Below are 19,467 nucleotides of genomic sequence, written 5' to 3' on the forward strand. Positions count from 1 at the left end.
CCCGGTGACGCCATGAATAACGAATTGAGGAATGAGATCAGTCGATTGATTGCCGACCTCAGCGCCGGACGCTACGCTGAAATAGCAGCGGACGGGCGTACGGGGAGGTTGTCCGCCGAGGAGCTGCGCACCGCTGTAGAGCAATATGGAAGAACGTTGCTCCTCCTGCCTGATGGAGCATGGGATTTGGTGGATGAATACCCTCAAGTTGACGCTCCGAACACGGTGGCCGTCGATGTGCCGCTGTGGACGAAGGAAGAAGGCCGCAGCGATCTTACGCTGTCGCTCACCGCGACTAAGCAAGCGGATAGGTGGATTCTGCACGTCGATGATCTTCACGTCCTGTGACGTTCGGCGACGCACTTCAGTACGTTCGGCAACGTGCGCGCCGAAGGAGCACCGACCCGCCCGACAGCGCCACGCGCTTCCCCTACTGGCCTGACCGACATGGACGACGCAGGCCGACTCCGCGAAGCGACGAGCACGCACGGCGCGAGCACCATCACGTTCGGCTACGACGGCAACCAGCAGCGGATCCACAAGACCACGCCGGAAAGAGAGGCGCTCTACTTCGGCGATCTGTACGAGCGGGTCACCAAGGCGGCATCGGGCACCGTGGAGCATCGGTACCACGTCCACTCGCCGGAGCGCGTGGTGGCGATCGTGACCCGCGGAGGCTCGGACGGCGGCACCCCTTACGTGCATGTCGATCACCTCGGCTCGGTCGACGCGCTCACCGACGAGGACGGCGACGTGATCGAACGGCGGAGCTACGACCCGTTCGGGCAGCGCAGAAACCCCGTGTGGGGACAGCCCGCGCCGGCGTCGTTCGCCAGCAAGACGACGCAGGGGTTCACCGGGCACGAGAGCGACGACGAGCTCGGGCTCGTGAACATGAAGGGCAGGCTCTACGATCCCAGCATCGGGCGGTTCTTGACCACAGACCCGATCATTTCCCTCCCGTTCTTCGGGCAGAGCTGGAATCCGTACAGCTACGTGCTAAACAACCCTCTCGCGTACGTCGACCCGGGCGGCTTTCAAGAAGCGCTTCCGGAGGCCGGGGCTCGCTCACCGCTGCCGGCCGGCGCGGAGTTCCGTTGGGAAGTGCTCGACCTGTCGCCGATCGGACTCAAGCTGATTGTCGTCCCGTCCTCGGAGCACGAGGCGCGCTCCGACGCCGATATGAACATCGTGGCTGCCGAGACGGGCTGCGCTCCGCGTGGTGGAAGGGCAGGTACGGGGTCCGAGCGGGGATTCTGGACCGCTCCAGTCGTGATCCGCTCTGCCGATCGGGTCGTGGGCCATGAGGCCGGTCTGTGACAGTTCGATCCTCAGCTGGTCGCTCGTCCCCCGAGCGCCTCCCCGCGCGCTGGCGCTCGCCTACCGCGCCTCGTGCTCGCGCCAGAAGGCGAACGCCTCGTCCAGGTAGACCTCCTTGGCGCCGTGCCCGACCGGGTGCTCGGCGACGCGCACGGGCCATCCCGCGCCGCGCAGGACCTCGGCGAGGGCGCGGGCCGAGCGGCCCACCGAATCGTGAGCGCCGAAGCCGATGTAGAACGGCCTGGGCGCGAGCGTCGCGAGCTCGGGCGTCGCCCGGCCTCCGCCGCCGGACATCGCGCCGAAGCCGTCGGCGTCGATCCCGCCGCGCAGCGCGAGCGCCGCGGCGAAGAACGCGCCCGACGACGAGCCGGCGACGTACACCCGCGAGAACGCGACGCCGGCGATCTCCTCGAGCGTGCGCCGCTTCTCCGCGAACGTCGCCACGAATGCGGCGGCGTGCTCGTCGTACGCCGGCCCGCCGGTCGGCCAGCCCCACCAGCTCGCGTACCCCTTCGGCGCGAGGCCGACCTTGCCGCGCGGCATCAAGGCCGCGACGCCCGCGCGCCGGGCGGCGCGCGACACGACCGTCTCGAAGTTGGTCTTCTGCTGGCTCTCCTTCCCCGGCGGGACGATCCCGTGGAGGTAGATGAGCAGCGCGCGCGTCGGCGCGTCGGGCAGCACGTAGCAGGTCTCCTCGTCGAGCGCGTCGACGCCGTCGATGCACCAGTCCGTCTCGACCCGCGGCGGGCGCGCTCGAGGCCACGGCGCCTGCTCGGGCGGCGCGCTCGCGGGCGCCGCGGCGGCCGTCGGGATCGGCGGCGGCGCCGGGCCTCGCTCCGCGGGGGCGAGCGCGGCGCCGTCCTGCGGCGGCGCGCGCCCGCTCCTCGACGCGTCCGCCGCGCCGTTGCACGCGCAGGGGGCGACCGCGAGCGCGGCGGCGAGCCGCGCGATCCACCGCGCGGCCGAGCCAGAAGAGGTCCCCATGACGCGCAGGCCGACGCCGGCCAGCGCGCCGCTCGCGGCGGGCCGGCCCATCACCCCCCGCGCGCGTCGCTCACCGCGATCAGCGCCCCGAGCGCCGCCGCGCACACCGTCTCGGTGCGCAGCGTCAGCGCGCCGAGGCGCACGCGCTCGAACCCGAGCGCCGCGCACACGCCGAGCTCCTCCGGCGTGAACCCGCCCTCCGGACCGACCGCGAACGCCGCCTCCACCCCCGGCGACAGCGCGCCGAGCCGCGCGCCGAGCGGCGTCTCCGCGTAGGGATCCAGCACCATCCCCAGCGCGCCGCCCTCGCCGGGCCGCGACGCCCCCGCCGCCTCGAGCGCCGCCGCGAGGCTCATCGGCGCGTCGACGCGCGGCGCGTCCCCGCGGCCGCACTGGCGCGCCGCCTCGACCGCGATGCGGCGCCACCGCTGGCTCCTGTCCTCGCCCGGGCGCGCCACGCTGCGCGCCGAGATCGCCGGGATGATCCGGGTCGCCCCGAGCTCGGTCGCGTCGCGCACCACCGCGTCCATCTTGTCGCCCTTGCCGACCGCCTGGATCCACGTCACCCGCCGGCCCGGCCGCAGCGCCGCCGGCCGGGGCGCGTCGATGCGCGCCTCCGCGCTCTTCCGGCCGATCGACTCGAGCGTGGCGTCCGCCTCGACCCCGAGCTCCGGATCGAACACGACGAACCGGTCCCCCTCGCGGAGGCGGTGCACGCGCACGACGTAGCTCGCCGCGTCCGGCGGCAGCGCGATCACGCCCGCCGCGATCGACCCGAGCGGCACCCGCAGCAGTCCCTGGCCGCTCATCCCGACGCGGGCGCCGCGCCGCCCGGCGCGCGGAACAGGAGCGCCACCCAGCCCTCGCCGCCCGCGTCGCCCCGCCCCGCCGCGCGCTCGCCCCGCCCCGACGCGGGATCCGGCCGCGTCGCGACGTGCGCGAGCGGGCCGGGCAGCGAGGTGTACCGCGCCACGAGATCGTCCCGCTCGCTCTCGAGGATGCCCGACAGGATCAGCCAGCCGCCCGGCGCGAGCACGCGCGCGAGCTCGGGCGCCATCGGCCGGAGCACCCGCGCCTCGATGTTCGCGACCACCCACGGGAACTGCCGCATCACCTGCTCGACCACGCCGGCGCTCGCCTCGATACGGCCCTCGAGGCCGTTGCGCGCCGCGTTCTCGAGGACCACCTCGATCACGTCGTCGTCGTTGTCGATCGCGACCGCCCGCTCCGCCCCGAGCAGCAGCGCGACGAGCGCGAGGATCCCGCTGCCCGTGCCCACGTCGAGGATCTCGCGGCCGCGGAGCTCGGCCGCGTGCTCGTCGAGCAGCTCCGCCACGAGCCCGGTCGTCGCGTGCAGGCCCGTGCCGAACGCCCTCCCCGGCTCGAGCAGGAGCAGCCGCTCGCCCTCGCGCTCCGGCGCGCGCTCCACCCACGGCGGCACCACCGTGATCGTGGGCGTCAGCGCGAACGGCGCGAAGTGCTCCTTCCACGCGTCGCGCCAGGCGTCGCCCACCACCTCCTCCAGCCGCGCGGCGAGCGGCGGCTCTAGCTCCCCGAGCGCCGCGATCGCCGCCTCCGCCTCGCCGTGATCCTCGAAGCTCGCGACGAGCGTCACCTGGCCCGAGCGCGCGCCGCGCACGAGCGTCTGCTCGTCGCGCTGCTCGACGCCCGAGGCGCCCAGCTCGAAGAGCGCGGCGGCGATCTCGTCGGCCTCCGGCTCGGGGACATCGACTGCAACGAACGGGTATCGAGGCTCCACCTGGCTTGCTCCGTGACGGGCCGCCAGCCTGAAGAGCGGCGGCGGCGCGCCGCGAGCCTAACGAAAATCCCGCGCGGCGGGGCCGCCGATCGTGCGGAAGCCCTGGAGGACACGGAGCATTTTTAGCGGCCCACGTAGCGGCGACGCGCGGGGACCGAGACGAGCACCTCGCCGCGCAACGCCGGCGGCGGCACGCGCTCGCCGTCGTGGAGCACCATCGCGGTGAGGCGCCCCCCGTAGACGGCGCCCGTGTCGATCCCGGTCGCCCACGCGTGCATCTGCGGATCGCTGCGCGCGTTGTGGCCGAACACCACGTGCGGCGGGCCCTGGTAGGTCTGGCCCCACAGCGTCTTGCCCCCGCGGCGCTCGACCGGCTCGCCGTAGCGGCCGAGGCAGCGCACGTACATCAGCGTGTGCGGATCCTGCCGCTCGATCGGCAGCCCGGGGATCAGCCCCGCGTGGACGACGCGGAGCCCGTGCTCCGGCAGATCCAGCCAGTACGGCAGCGTCTCGAGCCACGCCCAGTCGCGCTTGCGCAGCTGCTGCGCGGTCTCCTTCGAGAGCTCCCCCAGCGGCTCGCCGCGCGGATCGCTGCGCCCGGCGCGCCACCGGAGCAGCCGATCCTCGTGGTTGCCCCGCACCGAGATCGCGCCGATCTCCCGGAGCAGATCGAGCGTTCCGCACGGATCCGGGCCGCGCACGATCAGATCGCCGACCATGACCACCCGATCGCCCGACGCGAAGCCGACGTGCTCGATCAGCCGCGCCAGCTCATCCCGGCAGCCGTGGACGTCACCAATGATGATCGTGCGCGGCATCGCACACCCAACGTAGCAGGGACGCCCGGCTCAGGGGGCCTCCAGGCCCCGGAACCCCCCGAGCTCGGCGGCGCCCTCCCAGCGGCAGCGCCCGCCGCCGCCGGGGGTCACGAGCCACATTTTCCTTGAATTTCGGATAGCTACGACGGTGTCGCCGGCCTCCACCGCCGCGGCCGGGCGGGCGGGCGGGCCCAGGATCGGCGCCGGGCGCCGGCGCGGCGCGCCGGTCAGGAGCGTTACGGAGAGTCGATCTTCGCGCGCTTCGGGATGACGACGATCCCGCCCTCGCTGACGAACCACTTCTTGCGGTCCTCCTCGAGGTTGAAGCCGATCTCGGCGCCGGCGGGGATCTCGACGTCCTTGTCGATGATGCAGCGACGCAGCTTGACGTGGCGCCCGATCTTGACGTCCTCGAACAGCACGCACTCCTCGATGTGGCTGAAGGAGTTCACGCGGACCCGGTTCGAGAGCACGCTCCGGTGGATCCGGCCGCCGGAGATGATGCACCCGAGCGAGACGAGGCTGTCCGTCGCGATGCCGACGCGCGCGTTCGCCTCGTCGCGGAAGACGAACTTGGCGGGCGGATCGTGGCTGATGCCCGTCCGGATGGGCCAGCGCGGGTTGTAGAAGTTGAACGCCGGCTGGATGCTGACGAGATCCATCTGGGCCGCCCAGTAGGCGTCGATCGTCCCGATGTCGCGCCAGTACCCCGCGCCCTCGTCCTCGCCGGGGACGCGGTTCTCGTGGAAATCGTAGACATAGACGCGGCTGCCGCTCTTCACCATCCGCGGGATGATGTCGCGGCCGAAGTCGTGCGCGCTGTCCTCGGTCGCGGCGTCCTGCTCGAGGACGTCGAGCAGCGCCGGAGTCTTGAAGATGTAGTTGCCCATCGAGGCGAGGCACATGCCCGGCCTGCCCGGCATGCTCGGCGGATCCTGCACCTTCTCGTGGAAGGCGATGATGCGCCCCGCCTCGTCGCACTCGATGACGCCGAAGGCGCGGGCCTCCTCCTTGGACACCGGGATGGCGGCCACGGTCACGTCGGCGCCGCGCGCGAGGTGATCGTGCAGCATCTGGCGCACGTCCATCTTGTAGACGTGGTCGCCGCCGAAGATGCAGAGGTGCTCGGGCGACTCGTCGGTGATGACGTGCTGCGTCTGGTAGACGGCGTCGGCCGATCCCTTGAACCAGCTCTTGCCCGTGCGCTGCTGCGCCGGGACGGTCTCGATGAAGCTGTCGAGCATCGGCGACAGGCGCCAAGCTCGGGCGATGTGCTCGTCTAGCGACGCGCTCTTGTACTGCGTGAGGATCTTGATTCGGTGCAGGCCGGAGTTGACGAAGTTCGAGAGGACGATGTCGATGATCCGGTAGCGGCCGCCGAACGGCACGGCCGGCTTCGCCCGGTCGTGCGTCAGGGGGCCGAGCCGGCGGCCTTCGCCGCCAGCGAGGATCATCACCAAAACCTTCGACGCTTCGAAAGCGGCGCGCAGGGTCGTCTCGCGCATGGGACGGAGAGGGTACTCGATCGATGTTGCCAGCGCGAAGAGCGGAAACGCGCCCTCCGCGGTTTCACGGACACCCGAGGGCCGGGAGAACGCCGCGAAGGCCCGCGTAACGAGCGCGCCCACGTGCGTAACGAGCGAGCCGGCTGCCCTCCCCCGCGCGGCCTGCGCTGCGGCCAGCCCGCGCGCGTCGGCGGCGCCCCGCGCGCTCCCTCGCCGGCCCGCGATCGGCCGCTCCGGCGGGGGGAGCGTCGGCCTCCGCCGCGGCGCGCCGCCGCGTCGCCGCCCGATGAAGAGAGGGGGACGTTTCCGTTTCTCTTTACGATCCGCTCGCGGCCGTGTTAGCCGTTTCCGCCGCCGCGCGCGCACGCGAGAGGCGCCTGATCCGCACGCGGCGCACCGCCGTCCGGAGGCTACTCCAGCGCTGGATCTTTCCTGCCGGATGCCCCCGTCACGTTGACCTTGGAGATGCCATGAACGCCCGATTCGGTCGAACCCTCGCCGCCGCTATCCTCCTCGTCGCGGGCACTTCAGGGTGCGGAACGGACGAGCAGCCCTACCAGGCCAAGCCCGCATTCAGCGGCCAGAAGCCGAGCCTGCCCGCGGTGCCGACGCTCCCCGCGAAGAACAAGAAGCAGGGCGACGCCTACACGGTGTGGGGCGTCACGCACGACCTCCGGAGCCGCGTCCACTTCGAGGACGTGAACGGCAAGAAGCTCTCGATCGTCGGCTACATCGTCAAGACGAACCTCGCGGAGGCCCCGCCCTGCGCCGTCCACAAGACGGGCAAGGCCGACCCGCCGGACTGCAAGGCGCCGGTCCCGAGCTTCGCGATCGCCGACGAGAAGGGCGAGACGAAGGACGTGATCGAGGTGATGGGCTGGGCCTCGAACTTCGCGCAGATCTACAGCCTGATCGAGGCGATCGACCGGGCTCCGCGCGGCAAGGAGAACGAGGCGAAGCTCACCGACGAGTTCTGGGGCCAGGATCTGCCGAACCCGATCCCGGCCGTCGGCGCGAAGGTGAAGGTCACCGGCACCTACGGCGTGACGTTCACGAAGTCGACCGGCGGCGCCGCGGCCAACCCGAAGTACGGCATCATGTCGGCCGAGCAGATCGAGTACCTCGAGCCCCCGACCGAGAAGGCCACCCTCCCCGGCATGAAGCGCAGGCCTTGACGGCCACACGTCGACGGCTCGCGCGAGGGCCTCTGGACCGGAAAGGGCGCCACGAGCGGAGCGAGACGAGCGATCTTCTCTGTCTCTCCTCGCTTGGCGCCCTCTCCGTTTTGGCGACTTCCTCTCTCGCCGCCCCCGACGCGGCCTCCCCGATCGGCCGGCGCCTCAGGTGAGGCCTCAGGTGAGGATCGCCCGGATCCCGCTGCCCGGCTCGGCCGCCGCGGACTCGAAGATGGCGTCGATGAGGAGCCGCCGCATCGCATCGTCGTGCGCTTCCCGGGAATCGATGCGCACCAGCGAGGCCGGCGCCTGGCGGATGATCGCGTCGAACGACGCCGGCTCGAACCGGTACAGATCCTCCGTCACGATGACCGCGTAGGGCTGCGAGGCCGCGATCGTCGGCCGGAGCGAGCGAAGATCGCACTCGCGCACCGCGACCCCGAGCTGCGCCCCCACCTCCCTGCACACGGCGACGAACTCGGCAGGACAGCCGGCCACGATCACGAGCGGAATGGGCGGAGCGCTCGGCACCACGGCTCTGCGCGGCTTCGTACCGTCCTCCATAGGCGCCTCAACGTAGGCCATGTCTTGACTACGCCGGCAAGGGAATTGTTTCATCGGACACCACGGCGCGCGGCCGCCCGGGACGCGGCCGCCCGGGGCGCGGCGCCTCGGCGCTCAGCGCGCGCCGACCCCCTGATGCACGTGCCACCCCCGGCCCTCCTCCGCGCCGATGAAGCGGATCCGCCCGGACCGCTCCATGTCGTCGACCAGCTCCTCCGCCTCGAGCTGCGAGATGTCGATGCGGTCGCAGAGCACGTCGCGGAACTGCGTCTTGCCCTGCACGTAGTCCGCGTCGATCAGCGGCCCCAGCGCGCCAGTCAGGATCTCGGCCGCCAGGTCCAGCGCCACCACGGGCGTGACCACGGTCTCGGCGGTCGTGCGGACGCTCTCATCCGTCGTCTGGACCGCCGCGTCGCCCATCGCGACGCTCTCGTCTCCGGTGATGAGGGTGCCGTACTCGACGGCGCTCCGATCGGTCGTCATGACTCCACCTCGTCCGCGCCCGGAACGGTCCGCAGACCGCACCCGCACGGCCTTCCTTCCACGCTATGGAGCGGGGGAGCGCCGATCGGAAGCCGACGCCGGGGCGTCCCCGCCGGAGAAGTCGCTCCCGGCGGCGATTTCAGGCGGCAACCCGCGGCCAGATCAGGGAAGCTACCGCCCCTGCCAGGCCCATCGGCGGGGGGGCGCGGGCCCCCGAGATCACGATGTCATCCCCCGAGGACCACGCTTCACGCCCGAGCCGCATGGGAGCGGCGGTGCGCACGCCGATCCCCAGGGCGCAGGGGCTGATCGCGTTCCAGCTCGTCGGTCGGGTGCTGCTCCACGCGATCCTCGTCGGCGTGACGGCCGGCATCGCCGGCTCGCTGTTCTTCGCCGCCCTCGAGCTCGCCGAGCACGAGCTCCTCGTCGCGATCACCGGCTACAGGCCGCTCCGCGCGAAGGGCGAGGCGGTGCTCACCGGCGTGCGCAGCGGGCCGTTCCGGCCGTGGCTCGTCTGCCTCGTGCCGGCCCTCGGCGCCCTCGTCGGCGGGCTGCTCACGGCCAAGCTCGCGCCCGAGACCCGCGGCGGCGGCAGCGACGCGTTCATCAACGCGTTCCACCGGCTGGGCGGCAACATGCGCCGCCGCGTCCCGGTGGTGAAGGCGATCGCCTCGATCTTCACGCTCGGCTCGGGCGGCTCCGGCGGGCGCGAGGGGCCGACCATGCAGATCGGCGGCGCCATCGGCTCGATCATCGGGCGCGCCCTCCGGGTGGGCCCGCGCGAGCGGCGGATCCTGCTCATCGCGGGCGCGGCCGCGGGCATGTCGGCCGTGTTCCGGACGCCGCTCGGGGCCGCGCTCCTCGCCGTCGAGGTGCTGCACCGCGACGACTTCGAGGCCGACGCGCTCGTGCCGTCCATCCTCGCGAGCGTCGTCTCGTACTCGGTCTTCATCTACTTCTTCGGCGAGTCGACCCTCTTCGCGCACGCGCCCCGCTACCCGTTCATCCCGAGCCACCTCCCGCTCTACGCCGCCCTCGCGCTCGTGGTCTCGCTCGTGGCCACGGTGTTCCTCCGGACGCTGCACACGGTGGAGCACACGATGCACCAGATCCGGCTGCCGATCTGGGCGAAGCCCGCGCTCGGCGGCCTCGCGCTCGGCGCGATCGTGGCCCCGCTGCTGATGCTCCTCGGGCCGCGCTTCGACCGGCCGGGGCAAGGGTTCGGCCTGCTGGGCGCGGGCTACGGGGCGGCCCAGGTCGCGATCACCGGGGCCTCGTGGATGCCCAGCGGGTGGACGGCGGTGCAGCTCCTGCTCGTGCTGCTCGCCACGAAGATCGTCGCGACCTCGTTGACGGTGGGCTCGGGCGGCAGCGCCGGCGACTTCGGCCCGTCGCTCGTGCTCGGCGCGCTCACCGGCGGGGCGTTCGGGCGCGCGGCGGAGCTCCTCCTCGGCGACCCGCGCATCGATCCCGGCGCGTTCGCGCTCGTCGGGATGGGCACGTTCTACGGCGGCATCGCGCACGTGCCGATCGCCTCGCTCGTCATGGTCTGCGAGCTCGCCGGCAGCTACGACCTGCTCGTGCCGCTCATGCTGTGCGAGGGCATCGCCTTCGTGGCGCTGCGGCACAGCACCCTGTACCGCGCGCAGGTCGCGACGAAGCGCGAGTCCCCGGCGCACCGCGACGAGCTCATCGTCGACGTGCTCCGCAGCATCCGCGTCGCCGACATCGTCATCCGCAGCCGCCCGTTCGTGTCGTTCGAGGCGCGGACGCCCGCGTCGGTCGTGGTCGAGCGCATCGCGGCGTGCGAGTGGCAGGACACCTTCCCGGTGCTCTCCGAGGACGGCAAGGTCATCGGGACCATCGACGCCGAGATCCTCCGCGCCACCGCGATGAGCCCCGAGCTGTCGGGGCTCGCGATCGCGCACGACATGATGGCGAGCCCCGCCTCGGTCAGCGAGACCGCGGACCTGCACCGCGCGCTCCAGGTGCTGCTGGAGCTCCGCGTGCGCGAGCTCCTGGTCACCGACGGCGACGGCAAGATCGTCGGCATCCTGGACGAGTCCGACATCACGCGCGCCTACCACGACACCACGGCGCAGCTCGAAGGTACGGCGCCGTAGGAGCCGCGCGCGTCGCGCGCGTCACGGGCGTCATCCGCGCGCGTCATGGGCGTCATCCGCGCGCGTCGCCCGGGGCGCGCCCCTCGGGAAAAGGCAACTTTTCGGCGCCCGCGCGGCCTCGCCGCGAACGCCCGGGCTTCACGAGCGCACGCGGGCGGATGTCCTGGTCGCGCCGCGCCGCCGAGCGCGGTCTCGGGCGCAATGCCCACGCGCAGGGCCGCGGCCCGTTTCGGGAGTCTCCTGAGCTACCAATCTTGGATTCCACGCAGCGACGGAACCAGGGGCGTGGGGGATACTCTGGTTCATCCCTGGAATTCGATCCGGAGAGCGCGCAGGGGAGAGTGGGCATGCTGGTCGATACGCTCGGAGGTCGGACGGTGCGGCGCAACGCAGAGGTACGAACACGCTCGAGCGCGCCCAACAGCCGCGCCAAGCTCGTGGTTGTCGTCGACGATGAGCCCAGCATCCAGGAGGTCGTGAGCATGATCCTGGAGAGCGAGGGCGGCTACGAGGTGCGCTGCGCCTCGAACGGGGAGGAGGCGCTGGCGCTGCTCGACCAGATCGCGCCGCCGGACCTGCTCGTCGTCGACATCATGATGCCGGTGATGGACGGCTGGGGCCTGCTCACGGCGCTCCGGCACAACGAGAAGACGGCGCGTATACCAGTCATTGTTTCATCCGCGTCTTCAAAACATGACGCGACGAGCCTCGGTGTCGCTCGCGTGCTCCCCAAGCCGATCGACTACGACGCCTTCCTGGCCGCGGTCGACGAGCTCACGCACTGCCGGGAGCGTCAGATCCTCAGCGCCGAGTAGCTCCCGCCGCTCGCGAGCGCGCGCTCCATCCAATCGAAACCGCAAATGGCCCATGGACCTCGAGGGCCCTCCGGCGGTAGCTTCACTCCAGTGTTGTTAGAGACCCCGGGTGCCGGCCTCTTCGCCGGCTACGCTCCCCTCCCCGGCGCCTACGACGAGCTGTTTGGCCCAGACGGCGCCCCACGACCCGAGTTCCTGCGCACTGCCACGCTCCTCGGCGCGTTCGCGCCGAACGAGTTCGCGCGCGCGCAGCAGCTCGCGGAGCTCGCCCTGCTCAACCAGGGCGTCACCTTCTCGGTCTACGCGGACCAGCGCGGCGCGGAGAAGATCTTCCCGCTCTGCCTCATCCCCCGGATGCTCTCCGCGGCCGACTGGGCCCACATGGAGCGCGGCCTCGAGCAGCGGGTCCGCGCGCTCGGCCTGTTCCTCGACGACGTCTACGGGGACCAGCGCATCCTGAAGGACGAGCGCGTCCCCCGGGACCTCGTGCTCGGCTCGGGGCAGTACCTGAAGCAGGCCCACGGCCTGCGGCCCCCGGGCGGGGTGCGCATCCACATCGCGGGCGTCGACATCATCCGCGATCCGGCCGGGACCTTCCGCGTCCTCGAGGACAACCTCCGCACCCCGTCCGGCGTGTCCTACGTCCTGGAGAACCGGCTCATCAGCAAGCGCGTGCTGCCGCACCTGCTCGACAAGGCGCGCGTCCAGCGGGTCGACCACTACCCGGCCCGGCTCGCCGAGACGCTGCGCTCGGTGTCCCCCGTGAGCCCGGGCGGCACGAGCGCGGTCGTGCTCACGCCGGGGCCGTACAACTCGGCGTATTTCGAGCACAGCTTCCTCGCGCGCACGATGGGGCTCGAGCTCGTCCAGGCGCCCGACCTCTTCGTCGATCAGGATCAGGTCTTCGTCCGGACGACGCGCGGCCCGCGCCGGGTCCACGTCATCTACCGCCGCATCGACGAGGCGTTCCTCGACCCCGAGGCCTTCCGCCCCGACAGCCTGCTCGGCGTGCGCGGCCTGATGCGCGCCTACGCCGCCGGCAACGTCGCGCTCGCGAACGCGCCCGGCAACGGCGTCGCCGACGACAAGGCCGTGTACCCCTTCGTGCCCGAGATGATCCGCTACTACCTCGGCGAGGAGCCGATCCTCGAGCAGGTGCCCACCTACCTGTGCATGCGCGACGACGATCGCCGCTACGTGCTCGAGCACCTCCACGAGCTGGTCGTCAAGGCGGTCGACGAGGCCGGCGGCTACGGCATGCTCATGGGCCCGCAGTCGACCGCCGCGCAGCGCGAGGAGTTCCGCGCGCGCATCGAGGCGACGCCGCGCCGCTACATCGCGCAGCACCGGGTCGAGCTGTCGACCGGCCCCACCTGGGACCCGGCCGCCAGGGTCGCGGTCCCGCGCCGGCTCGACCTCCGCCCGTACGTGCTGACGGGCCGCGACGGCCCGTGGGTGCTGCCCGGCGGGCTCACGCGCGTCGCCCTCGTGGCCGGCTCGTACGTCGTCAACTCCAGCCAGGGCGGGGGCTCGAAGGACACCTGGGTCCTGAAGGGCCCGGGGGACGGCGCGGAGCGGCCCCCGTCGGTCGGCGCCCCGCGCCCGGCGCCCGGGGCCGCGAGCAACGGCGCGTCCAGCGCGCCGGTGCCGTCCTCCCCGCCCCCACCCTCCCGGCCCCCACCGTCCCCGCCCCCGTCCGACCCCACGGAGGCCCCGTGATCTCCCGCGTCGCCGATCACTGTTTCTGGTTCGGCCGCTACCTCGAGCGGATCGAGAGCGTGGCCCGGATCCTCGCCGTCACGCAGAACCTCGCGCTCGACGCCGAGCTCTCGCCGCAGCAGTGCTGGCTGCCGGTCATCATCGTGGCCGGGCAGAAGGCGCACTTCGCCGAGGTGCACGGCGAGGACGCCGCGGCCGACGGCGAGCTCGTGCAGCGCTACATGAGCCTCGACGAGGACAACCCGACGAGCCTCCGCATCTCGAGCTCCGCGGCGCGCTTCAATGCGCGGTCGATCCGCGAGGTCGTCAGCGTCGAGGCGTGGGAGGCCGTCAACGAGCTCCACCTCTGGATGAACGGCGAGCAGGCGCTCGAGGAGTTCAGGTCGAGCCGCTACGCCTTCTACCGGCGCGTGCGGCACCTCACGCAGCTCTGCCTCGGGCTCACCCAGAGCACGATGCTCCACGACACGCCGCTCGATTTCATCTGGCTCGGCGTGCTGCTCGAGCGCGTCGGGCAGACCGCGCGCACGCTCGACGTCCACCACCACGCCCTCACCGCCGTGGAGCCGCCGACGTCCGACGGAAACGGCGCGGGGCAGGGCGGCGTGCCCGGGCGCCACCGGGTGGTGGAGACGGCGCTCTGGCTCTCGCTCCTCCGCGCCTGCTCCGGGTTCGAGCCGTTCATGAAGCTGCATCAGGGTCAGGTGAACGCGCAGGCGGTCGCACAGTTCCTCCTCTTCGAGCCCCGCTTCCCGCGCTCGATCCGGCACTGCGTGCACGCGGCGTTCGCCCGGCTCTGCGAGATCCGGCCGCCGGAGAGCGCGACCTTGCCCGGCGGCGAGAGCGTCACGCGGCTGCACCTCCTGCACCAGTGGGTCGCCGACAGGGCGGCCGAGCCGTTCGATCCGCTCACGGTCCACGCGGCGCTCACCCATGTGGTCGACGAGACAGCCACGATCTGCGACGGTATCGGTCGCGAGCTGCTCGGTTACGGGCCGCCCGACAGCAGCCCCTCCGCCACGAGCCAGTAGCCAAGACCCGCCGACGTATCCATGCCGAATCTCCTCGCGATGTCGTTCGAGGGCGAGCTCGCCCCGTGCTTCGATCTCACGTGCCTGCGCCCCGGGGGCAAGCTGCCCGACGGCTGGGGCATCGGCTACTACCCGGGCGGCGAGCCGAGCGCCACGGTGCTCAAGGAGCCGGCGCCGCCGCAGGGGAGCATCCGCAGCGAGCTCGTGAAGGCGTGGGAGCACCTCGAGTCGTCGCTGCTCGTGCTGCACATCCGCACGGCGACGTGGGGCAGCATCAACGACGCCAACACGCAGCCGTTCAGCCGGAGCTGGGGCGGGCGCGACTGGCTGTTCGCGCACAGCGGCAGCCTGGTCGACCGGATCGAGGTCGATCCGAAGTCGCTCTTCCAGCCGGTCGGGTCGACGGACACGGAGCTCATCCTGTGCGAGCTGCTCCGCTGGATGGCGTCGGAGGGCCTCCGGAGCCTCGGCGACATCGATCCGGCCGTCCTGCGCGACTGGTTCGACGAGATGAACGAGCACGGCCCGCTCACGTCGGTGCTGGCCGACGGCCGCGACCTCGTCGTCTACGCGGACCGCGATCGCGAGGGGGACGCGTTCCTGTGGGAGGTGCTGCCGCCGTACGAGCGGCTCGCGTTCGGGGACGAGGACCTCGAGGTCGATCTCACCCGCCGGGGGGTCAAGAGCCGCAAGGGCGTCATCGTCTCGTCGGAGGAGCTCAAGGTCCACGCGGGGGCGCAGCCCGCGACCTGGAAGCGCGTCCCTCCGGGCCACCTCGTGGTGCTGCGGCAGGGCGCGCTGCGGGCCACGGCGACGCCGCACGTCGATCGCCGCCGGCCGGCGCCGTCGACGCCGCCGCTCTCGTCGCGCCCGGTCCGCCGCCCGACGCACGCGCCGATCCGCCGCTTCCAGGTGGTGCACCGCACGGCGTACCACTACGCGACCGCGGTCGAGCGCAGCACGCACCTCCTGCGGCTGACGCCGGCGCACGACCGGCTGCAGACGCTGCTCCACAACGAGATCAACCTGTCGGTCGAGGGCCAGCAGCGCGATTACGACGACGTCTTCGGCAACCGCGCGCGGCGGGTGCTGCTCGACACGCCGTTCAAGGAGCTCATCATCGAGTCGAAGTCGCGGCTGGAGCTCCTCGACACAGATCCGCTGAGCTTCCGCCCGCTGCGCGCCCGCTCGACGATCCCGCTCGTGTGGATGCCGTGGCAGCGGCAGATCCTGCAGCCGTTCCTCCTGCCGCCGGAGCTGGCGGAGAGCGAGCTCGCGGAGCTCAGCGAGTACGCGATGACGTTCGTCGAGCGGAACGACTACGACCTGCTCGACACGCTGCTCGACCTGAACGCGTCGATCTTCGACGAATACGAGTACAAGCAGGGCGCGACGAACGTGTTCACGACGGCGTTCGACGTGTACGCGAACCGCCGCGGCGTGTGCCAGGACTTCGCGAACCTGTTCATCTGCCTGACGCGGCTGCTCGGCGTGCCGTCGCGCTACGTGTGCGGGTACATCTACACGGGGCCGAAGCACGAGAACCACCGGCAGAGCGAGGCGTCGCACGCCTGGGTGCAGGTGTACCTGCCGGAGATCGGCTGGAAGGGCTTCGACCCGACGAACGGGATCCTCACCCAGACCGAGCACATCCGCGTCGCGGTCGGGCGCAACTACATGGACGCGACGCCGACGTCGGGCACCATCTTCGTCGGGGGTGGTGCGGAGCGCCTCGAGGTCGACGTGCGGGTCGAGCCGATCGATTGAGGGAGGGCGCGGCTCACGGCCGCTGAGGGAGAGCGCGGCTCACGGCCGCTCTGAGAGGGCGCGGCTCAGGGCCGCGTGGCGATCCAGTAGAGGAGCGCCGTCCGGCTGAGGCCGTCGTCGAGCGCGGTCTGCTCCTGCGCCTCCTCCCAGGCCGCCTCCTTGTCGACGGTCGCGTGCGCCGCGACGAGGAAGGCGTTCCACGGGTCCTCCGCGCCCGTCGAGACAGCCTCCATCGCCGGCCACGCGTAGCTGACCCACGCCTTCGAGATCAGCGACTCCGAGATCGGCGTGATCGGGAGCAGCTGGATGCCATAGACGTACTCCGGGTTCTCCCCGAACCACGTCCCGAAGTCGGCCTTCGTGGACCAGAGGACGCCGACGGCGCCGTTCTCCTTGAAGGGCACGTCGTAGACGGTGCCGTTCGAGGTGATCTGCCAGTACGTCTGCGCGGAGGCCGTCTCCATGGCGAGGAGCACCCGGCCGATGTTCTTCACGTCGTCGTTCTCGAGCGCCTCGCCGAGCAGCTTCATGCCGTACCAGGCGTTGACGGCCTCCGACGTCGACTCCTGGTTGCGGCCGTCCGCGAACGGGAACAGCCCCGAAGCCCACGAGTGCCCCCTGAACCAATCCATGTTGCGGAACGGCGTGAAATGCGGATCCTTCGCGCTCGGGTTCGCGATGTCGCGGACGAGCCAGAGCACCTTGTCGGCGTACTCGTCGCGCCAGTCCGCGTCGGCCTTCGCCAGGACGGCCGCGGCATAGAGGAAGTAGCCGTAGTGGAAGTGGTGATCGTTGTAATACCCCTGGCCGAAGTCGGCGGTCTCGCTCTCCAGGCCCTTGGTCGTCACGATGCCGCCCCAGGACGTGTCGTAGACGAAGGGGTTCTCGTTCGTGCCGTTGAGCCACGGGTTGAGCTTCGACTTGAGCCGCGCCCTGAGTTCCTCGGCGAGATCCTCCTTCTCGACCGCCTCGGCGATCTGCGCGAGGCGCGCCAGCTTCGCGATCTGCTTGCCCCCGAAATAGGGGTCCACGCCGGCGACGTCCTGAGCGGGCGTGAACGACCTCTCGTCCTCGAGCGCGTCCACGACGGCCTCGCTCCAGTCGTCCGAGACGCGGCGCGGCGAGTCCCAGCCGATCGTGCTGAGCGGGTACACGAGCTCCCAGCTCGCCCCGGAGATGCCCTTCATCTTGCCGATCACGGTCGGATACGCGATGTCCGCGCCCTTCGCCATCTCGAGCCGCTCCAGGTGGTGCGGGAGGGCCATGGTCAGGAGATCGCCCTCGCCCTCCGTCTTCCAGACGAAGCGCACCGAGGCGGTGTCCTCGGTGACCGTCGCCTCGACGTCGCCGCCGACCGGGATGACGGCGGCGTGCTTGTCGAGCTCGGCCTCCGCGTTCGGCCCCGGCACGAGCGCGAGGCGGAGCGAGCCCTCGTACGGCGCGCGCGCCACCATGGAGAGCGCGTCCCACTCGAGGGTGATCTCGGGGAACGCGTAGAGGACCCACGTCTGACCGTTGTTGAGCGAGATCTCGAATCGATCGCCCGTGACCTCGGTCGGGCTCGTCGACTCGCCGTTCACCGAGGTGATCGCCACGCCGTCGCCGGCGCGCACGGACGGGCGGAGCCCGGCGTAGGTGGTCGTGACATAGGGCATCCCGTAGACGATGGGCGCGGTCATGGTGCCGCCCTGCGCCTTCCACTCCACGGTGACCGAGAGCAGGTCGGACGACGTGACCGCGTGGCCGGAGAAGGCCTCGCGCGCGCTGAGGCCGAGATGCGAGACGTCCGCCGTCGTGACAGCCTTGCTCGCCACCGCGACGTCCGGCCGGGCGATCGACAGCCCCTGTCCGAGCGCCTTGAGGTCGTACGGCGCGGCGTTGATCCGCTGATCGCCGGCGCCGAGCACGAAGTTCATCCAGGTGGCGTTCGTGGGGAGCGGGGCCTTCAGGCGGGACAGGGCAGCGCTCGGCTCGAGCGGGTGCGCCGACTGCTCGAACTCCGGCTCGACCTTCGACAGCGGCTTGTCGCGGTCGAGCTCCCACGTCTCGATCACCACGCCGCCGGCGCCGCCGTCGCCCCCTCCGCCGCCTCCGCCGCCGTCATTGCTGGCCGGCGGGGGCGGCGGCGGATCGTCGTCGCCGCAGGCGGCGATGGCGCACAGGCAGCTCAGCAACGTGAAAGTCCGTAGCATCGGATGCTTCAACATCATTCTCTTGCTCCCTCGCTCCAGCGCTCATCGCTCCACCTGATGTGAAGCGGATCGAGAGATGAGCCCTGGTGTCGTGGTAATTTCATCGATCTGCAAGCAACGGAGCAAGATTCTTTCACGAAGCGCGGGGCCCGTCCAGCTTGGCGCGCGCGGCGGACGCCGCGCGGGAAGCCGTCGCGACCTCATCAATCAGGCGATCGCCGTCCCACAGGCCGCGAATCGCTACGTCATTGTCCGACGGTCGCGATCGCGCCTGCCCGGAGGGCAGCTCGCATGAAGGCGGTAAACTGGCAAGTTTATTGATATTTCATCGCACATCCCCGCCCTCGTGTCCCCGCCCGCGCCGGGCGGCGCGTCATCGGGGCTTGGCAGCGGGCTTTGCGGGCGCCTTTTCGGTGGTTTTCTTCGCGGGCGCCTTTTCGGCGGCCTTCTTCGCGGGCGCCTTGGCGGCGGCCTTCTTCGCGGGCGCCTTGGCGGCGGCCTTCTTCGCGGGCGCCTTGGCGGCGCCCTTCTTCGCGGGCGCCTTGGCGGCGCCGTTCGCGGCCGCGCCCTTCGTGGCTCCGCGGCGCGCGGGCGCGGGCGACGCCTCGGGCGCGTCGCCGCCGCGCACGAGCGCGAGCACGGCGTCGGCGTGGCCGTCGACCTTCACGGCGCTGAAGACGTGCTTCACCTCGCGGTCGGGGCCGATGATGAACGTGCTCCGGATCGTGCCCGTCACCTTCTTGCCGTACATCGTCTTCTCGCCGTAGGCGCCGTAGGCGTCGTGCGCGACGAGGTCCGGATCGCTGAGGAGCGTCACCCCGAGATCGTATTTGTCCCTGAACTTCCGGTGGCGATCGACGGAGTCGCGGGAGACGCCGAGCACGACGGCGCCGGCCTCGGCGAACGCGTCGAGCCCGGCGGAGAAGGCCTGGGCCTCCCGCGTGCAGCCGGGCGTGTCGTCCTTCGGATAGAAGTAGAGGACGACCGTCTTGCCCGGGAAATCCGCGAGGCCTACCTTCTTGCCGCTGTCGCTTTCGAGGGAGAAATCCGGGGCACGGTCGCCTACATTCACCATCGCTCGCTCGCTCCTTGTCTGATCGGGCGCAGGGGGGACTGACCCCCTCCGGCCCCACGGCGGGCACGATACACGCGGCGTCGCCGGCGCACCACAGAGCTGCCCCGGGGCCGCGCCCGCGGCCGGTCCGAGGCGGC

General features: G+C 71.5%; 17 protein-coding genes. 8 read left to right on the forward strand and 9 right to left on the reverse strand.

The window, feature by feature from the left end:
- Positions 1 to 12 precede the first annotated feature (12 nt).
- Together WMF20_RS40005 and WMF20_RS40010 are read left to right on the forward strand one after the other, a co-directional pair.
- A complete protein-coding gene (locus tag WMF20_RS40005; protein WP_437606996.1) occupies positions 13 to 348 on the forward strand; it encodes a DUF7668 domain-containing protein in 336 nt (111 codons plus the stop codon).
- A gap of 99 nt (positions 349 to 447) precedes the next feature.
- Entirely contained in the window at positions 448 to 1,320 is an 873-nt protein-coding gene (locus WMF20_RS40010) for an RHS repeat domain-containing protein (protein ID WP_437606997.1), read from the forward strand.
- Between the two features lie 60 nt (positions 1,321 to 1,380).
- Here WMF20_RS40010 and WMF20_RS40015 read toward each other — a convergent pair whose 3' ends face one another.
- From WMF20_RS40015 to glgC, 5 genes are all read right to left on the reverse strand, one after another.
- Positions 1,381 to 2,358: a hypothetical protein gene (locus WMF20_RS40015; protein ID WP_437606998.1), complete on the reverse strand. Its 978-nt coding sequence runs from the start codon at positions 2,356 to 2,358 to the stop codon at positions 1,381 to 1,383.
- Positions 2,355 to 3,113, reverse strand: coding sequence for an RsmE family RNA methyltransferase (locus tag WMF20_RS40020; protein WP_437606999.1), 759 nt, complete (start codon positions 3,111 to 3,113; stop codon positions 2,355 to 2,357). Before WMF20_RS40020 ends, WMF20_RS40015 begins: the two co-directional genes overlap by 4 nt.
- Complete coding sequence (locus WMF20_RS40025; RefSeq protein WP_437607000.1) at positions 3,110 to 4,063, reverse strand: 50S ribosomal protein L11 methyltransferase; 954 nt, start codon at positions 4,061 to 4,063, stop codon at positions 3,110 to 3,112. Before WMF20_RS40025 ends, WMF20_RS40020 begins: the two co-directional genes overlap by 4 nt.
- A gap of 122 nt (positions 4,064 to 4,185) precedes the next feature.
- Complete coding sequence (locus WMF20_RS40030) at positions 4,186 to 4,881, reverse strand: metallophosphoesterase (protein ID WP_437607001.1); 696 nt, start codon at positions 4,879 to 4,881, stop codon at positions 4,186 to 4,188.
- A 236-nt stretch (positions 4,882 to 5,117) separates the two neighbouring features.
- Positions 5,118 to 6,386, reverse strand: coding sequence for a glucose-1-phosphate adenylyltransferase (gene glgC / locus WMF20_RS40035; RefSeq protein WP_061621780.1), 1,269 nt, complete (start codon positions 6,384 to 6,386; stop codon positions 5,118 to 5,120).
- A gap of 470 nt (positions 6,387 to 6,856) precedes the next feature.
- Between glgC and WMF20_RS40040 the strand changes: the two genes are divergently transcribed.
- Positions 6,857 to 7,561, forward strand: coding sequence for a hypothetical protein (locus WMF20_RS40040; protein WP_129579211.1), 705 nt, complete (start codon positions 6,857 to 6,859; stop codon positions 7,559 to 7,561).
- A gap of 177 nt (positions 7,562 to 7,738) precedes the next feature.
- Here the strand turns inward: WMF20_RS40040 and WMF20_RS40045 are convergent, their stop codons facing one another.
- Together WMF20_RS40045 and WMF20_RS40050 are read right to left on the reverse strand one after the other, a co-directional pair.
- Positions 7,739 to 8,125 (reverse strand): hypothetical protein, encoded by a 387-nt coding sequence (locus WMF20_RS40045; protein ID WP_129579212.1) that lies wholly within the window; start codon positions 8,123 to 8,125, stop codon positions 7,739 to 7,741.
- A 114-nt stretch (positions 8,126 to 8,239) separates the two neighbouring features.
- Positions 8,240 to 8,608 carry a hypothetical protein gene (locus WMF20_RS40050; RefSeq protein ID WP_129579213.1) on the reverse strand — a complete coding sequence of 123 codons (369 nt, stop codon included), beginning with the start codon at positions 8,606 to 8,608 and terminating at the stop codon, positions 8,240 to 8,242.
- 275 nt (positions 8,609 to 8,883) lie between these two features.
- Between WMF20_RS40050 and WMF20_RS40055 the strand changes: the two genes are divergently transcribed.
- The 5 genes from WMF20_RS40055 to WMF20_RS40075 all read left to right on the forward strand — a co-directional run bounded on the left by WMF20_RS40055 (position 8,884) and on the right by WMF20_RS40075 (position 16,063).
- Entirely contained in the window at positions 8,884 to 10,731 is a 1,848-nt protein-coding gene (locus WMF20_RS40055) for a chloride channel protein (protein WP_129579214.1), read from the forward strand.
- Positions 10,732 to 11,078: 347 nt separating this feature from the next.
- Complete coding sequence (locus tag WMF20_RS40060) at positions 11,079 to 11,546, forward strand: response regulator (RefSeq protein WP_129579215.1); 468 nt, start codon at positions 11,079 to 11,081, stop codon at positions 11,544 to 11,546.
- A 45-nt stretch (positions 11,547 to 11,591) separates the two neighbouring features.
- On the forward strand, positions 11,592 to 13,265 hold the full coding sequence (locus tag WMF20_RS40065) for a circularly permuted type 2 ATP-grasp protein (protein ID WP_437607002.1): 1,674 nt from the start codon (positions 11,592 to 11,594) through the stop codon (positions 13,263 to 13,265).
- The gene (locus WMF20_RS40070) at positions 13,262 to 14,296 is read left to right on the forward strand and encodes an alpha-E domain-containing protein (RefSeq protein ID WP_129579216.1); all 1,035 of its coding nucleotides are present in this window, start codon (positions 13,262 to 13,264) and stop codon (positions 14,294 to 14,296) included. Before WMF20_RS40065 ends, WMF20_RS40070 begins: the two co-directional genes overlap by 4 nt.
- A gap of 21 nt (positions 14,297 to 14,317) precedes the next feature.
- A complete protein-coding gene (locus WMF20_RS40075; RefSeq protein ID WP_129579217.1) occupies positions 14,318 to 16,063 on the forward strand; it encodes a class II glutamine amidotransferase in 1,746 nt (581 codons plus the stop codon).
- Between the two features lie 65 nt (positions 16,064 to 16,128).
- On the opposite strand, the gene WMF20_RS40080 is transcribed toward WMF20_RS40075, so the two are convergent.
- Together WMF20_RS40080 and WMF20_RS40085 are read right to left on the reverse strand one after the other, a co-directional pair.
- A complete protein-coding gene (locus WMF20_RS40080) occupies positions 16,129 to 18,255 on the reverse strand; it encodes a glycosyl hydrolase (protein WP_437607003.1) in 2,127 nt (708 codons plus the stop codon).
- Between the two features lie 373 nt (positions 18,256 to 18,628).
- Positions 18,629 to 19,330, reverse strand: coding sequence for a peroxiredoxin (locus tag WMF20_RS40085; RefSeq protein WP_437607004.1), 702 nt, complete (start codon positions 19,328 to 19,330; stop codon positions 18,629 to 18,631).
- Positions 19,331 to 19,467 lie beyond the last annotated feature (137 nt).

The sequence above is a fragment of the Sorangium sp. So ce834 genome (assembly GCF_051521425.1).
In the GTDB taxonomy this organism is placed as follows: domain Bacteria; phylum Myxococcota_A; class Polyangia; order Polyangiales; family Polyangiaceae; genus Sorangium; species Sorangium cellulosum_D.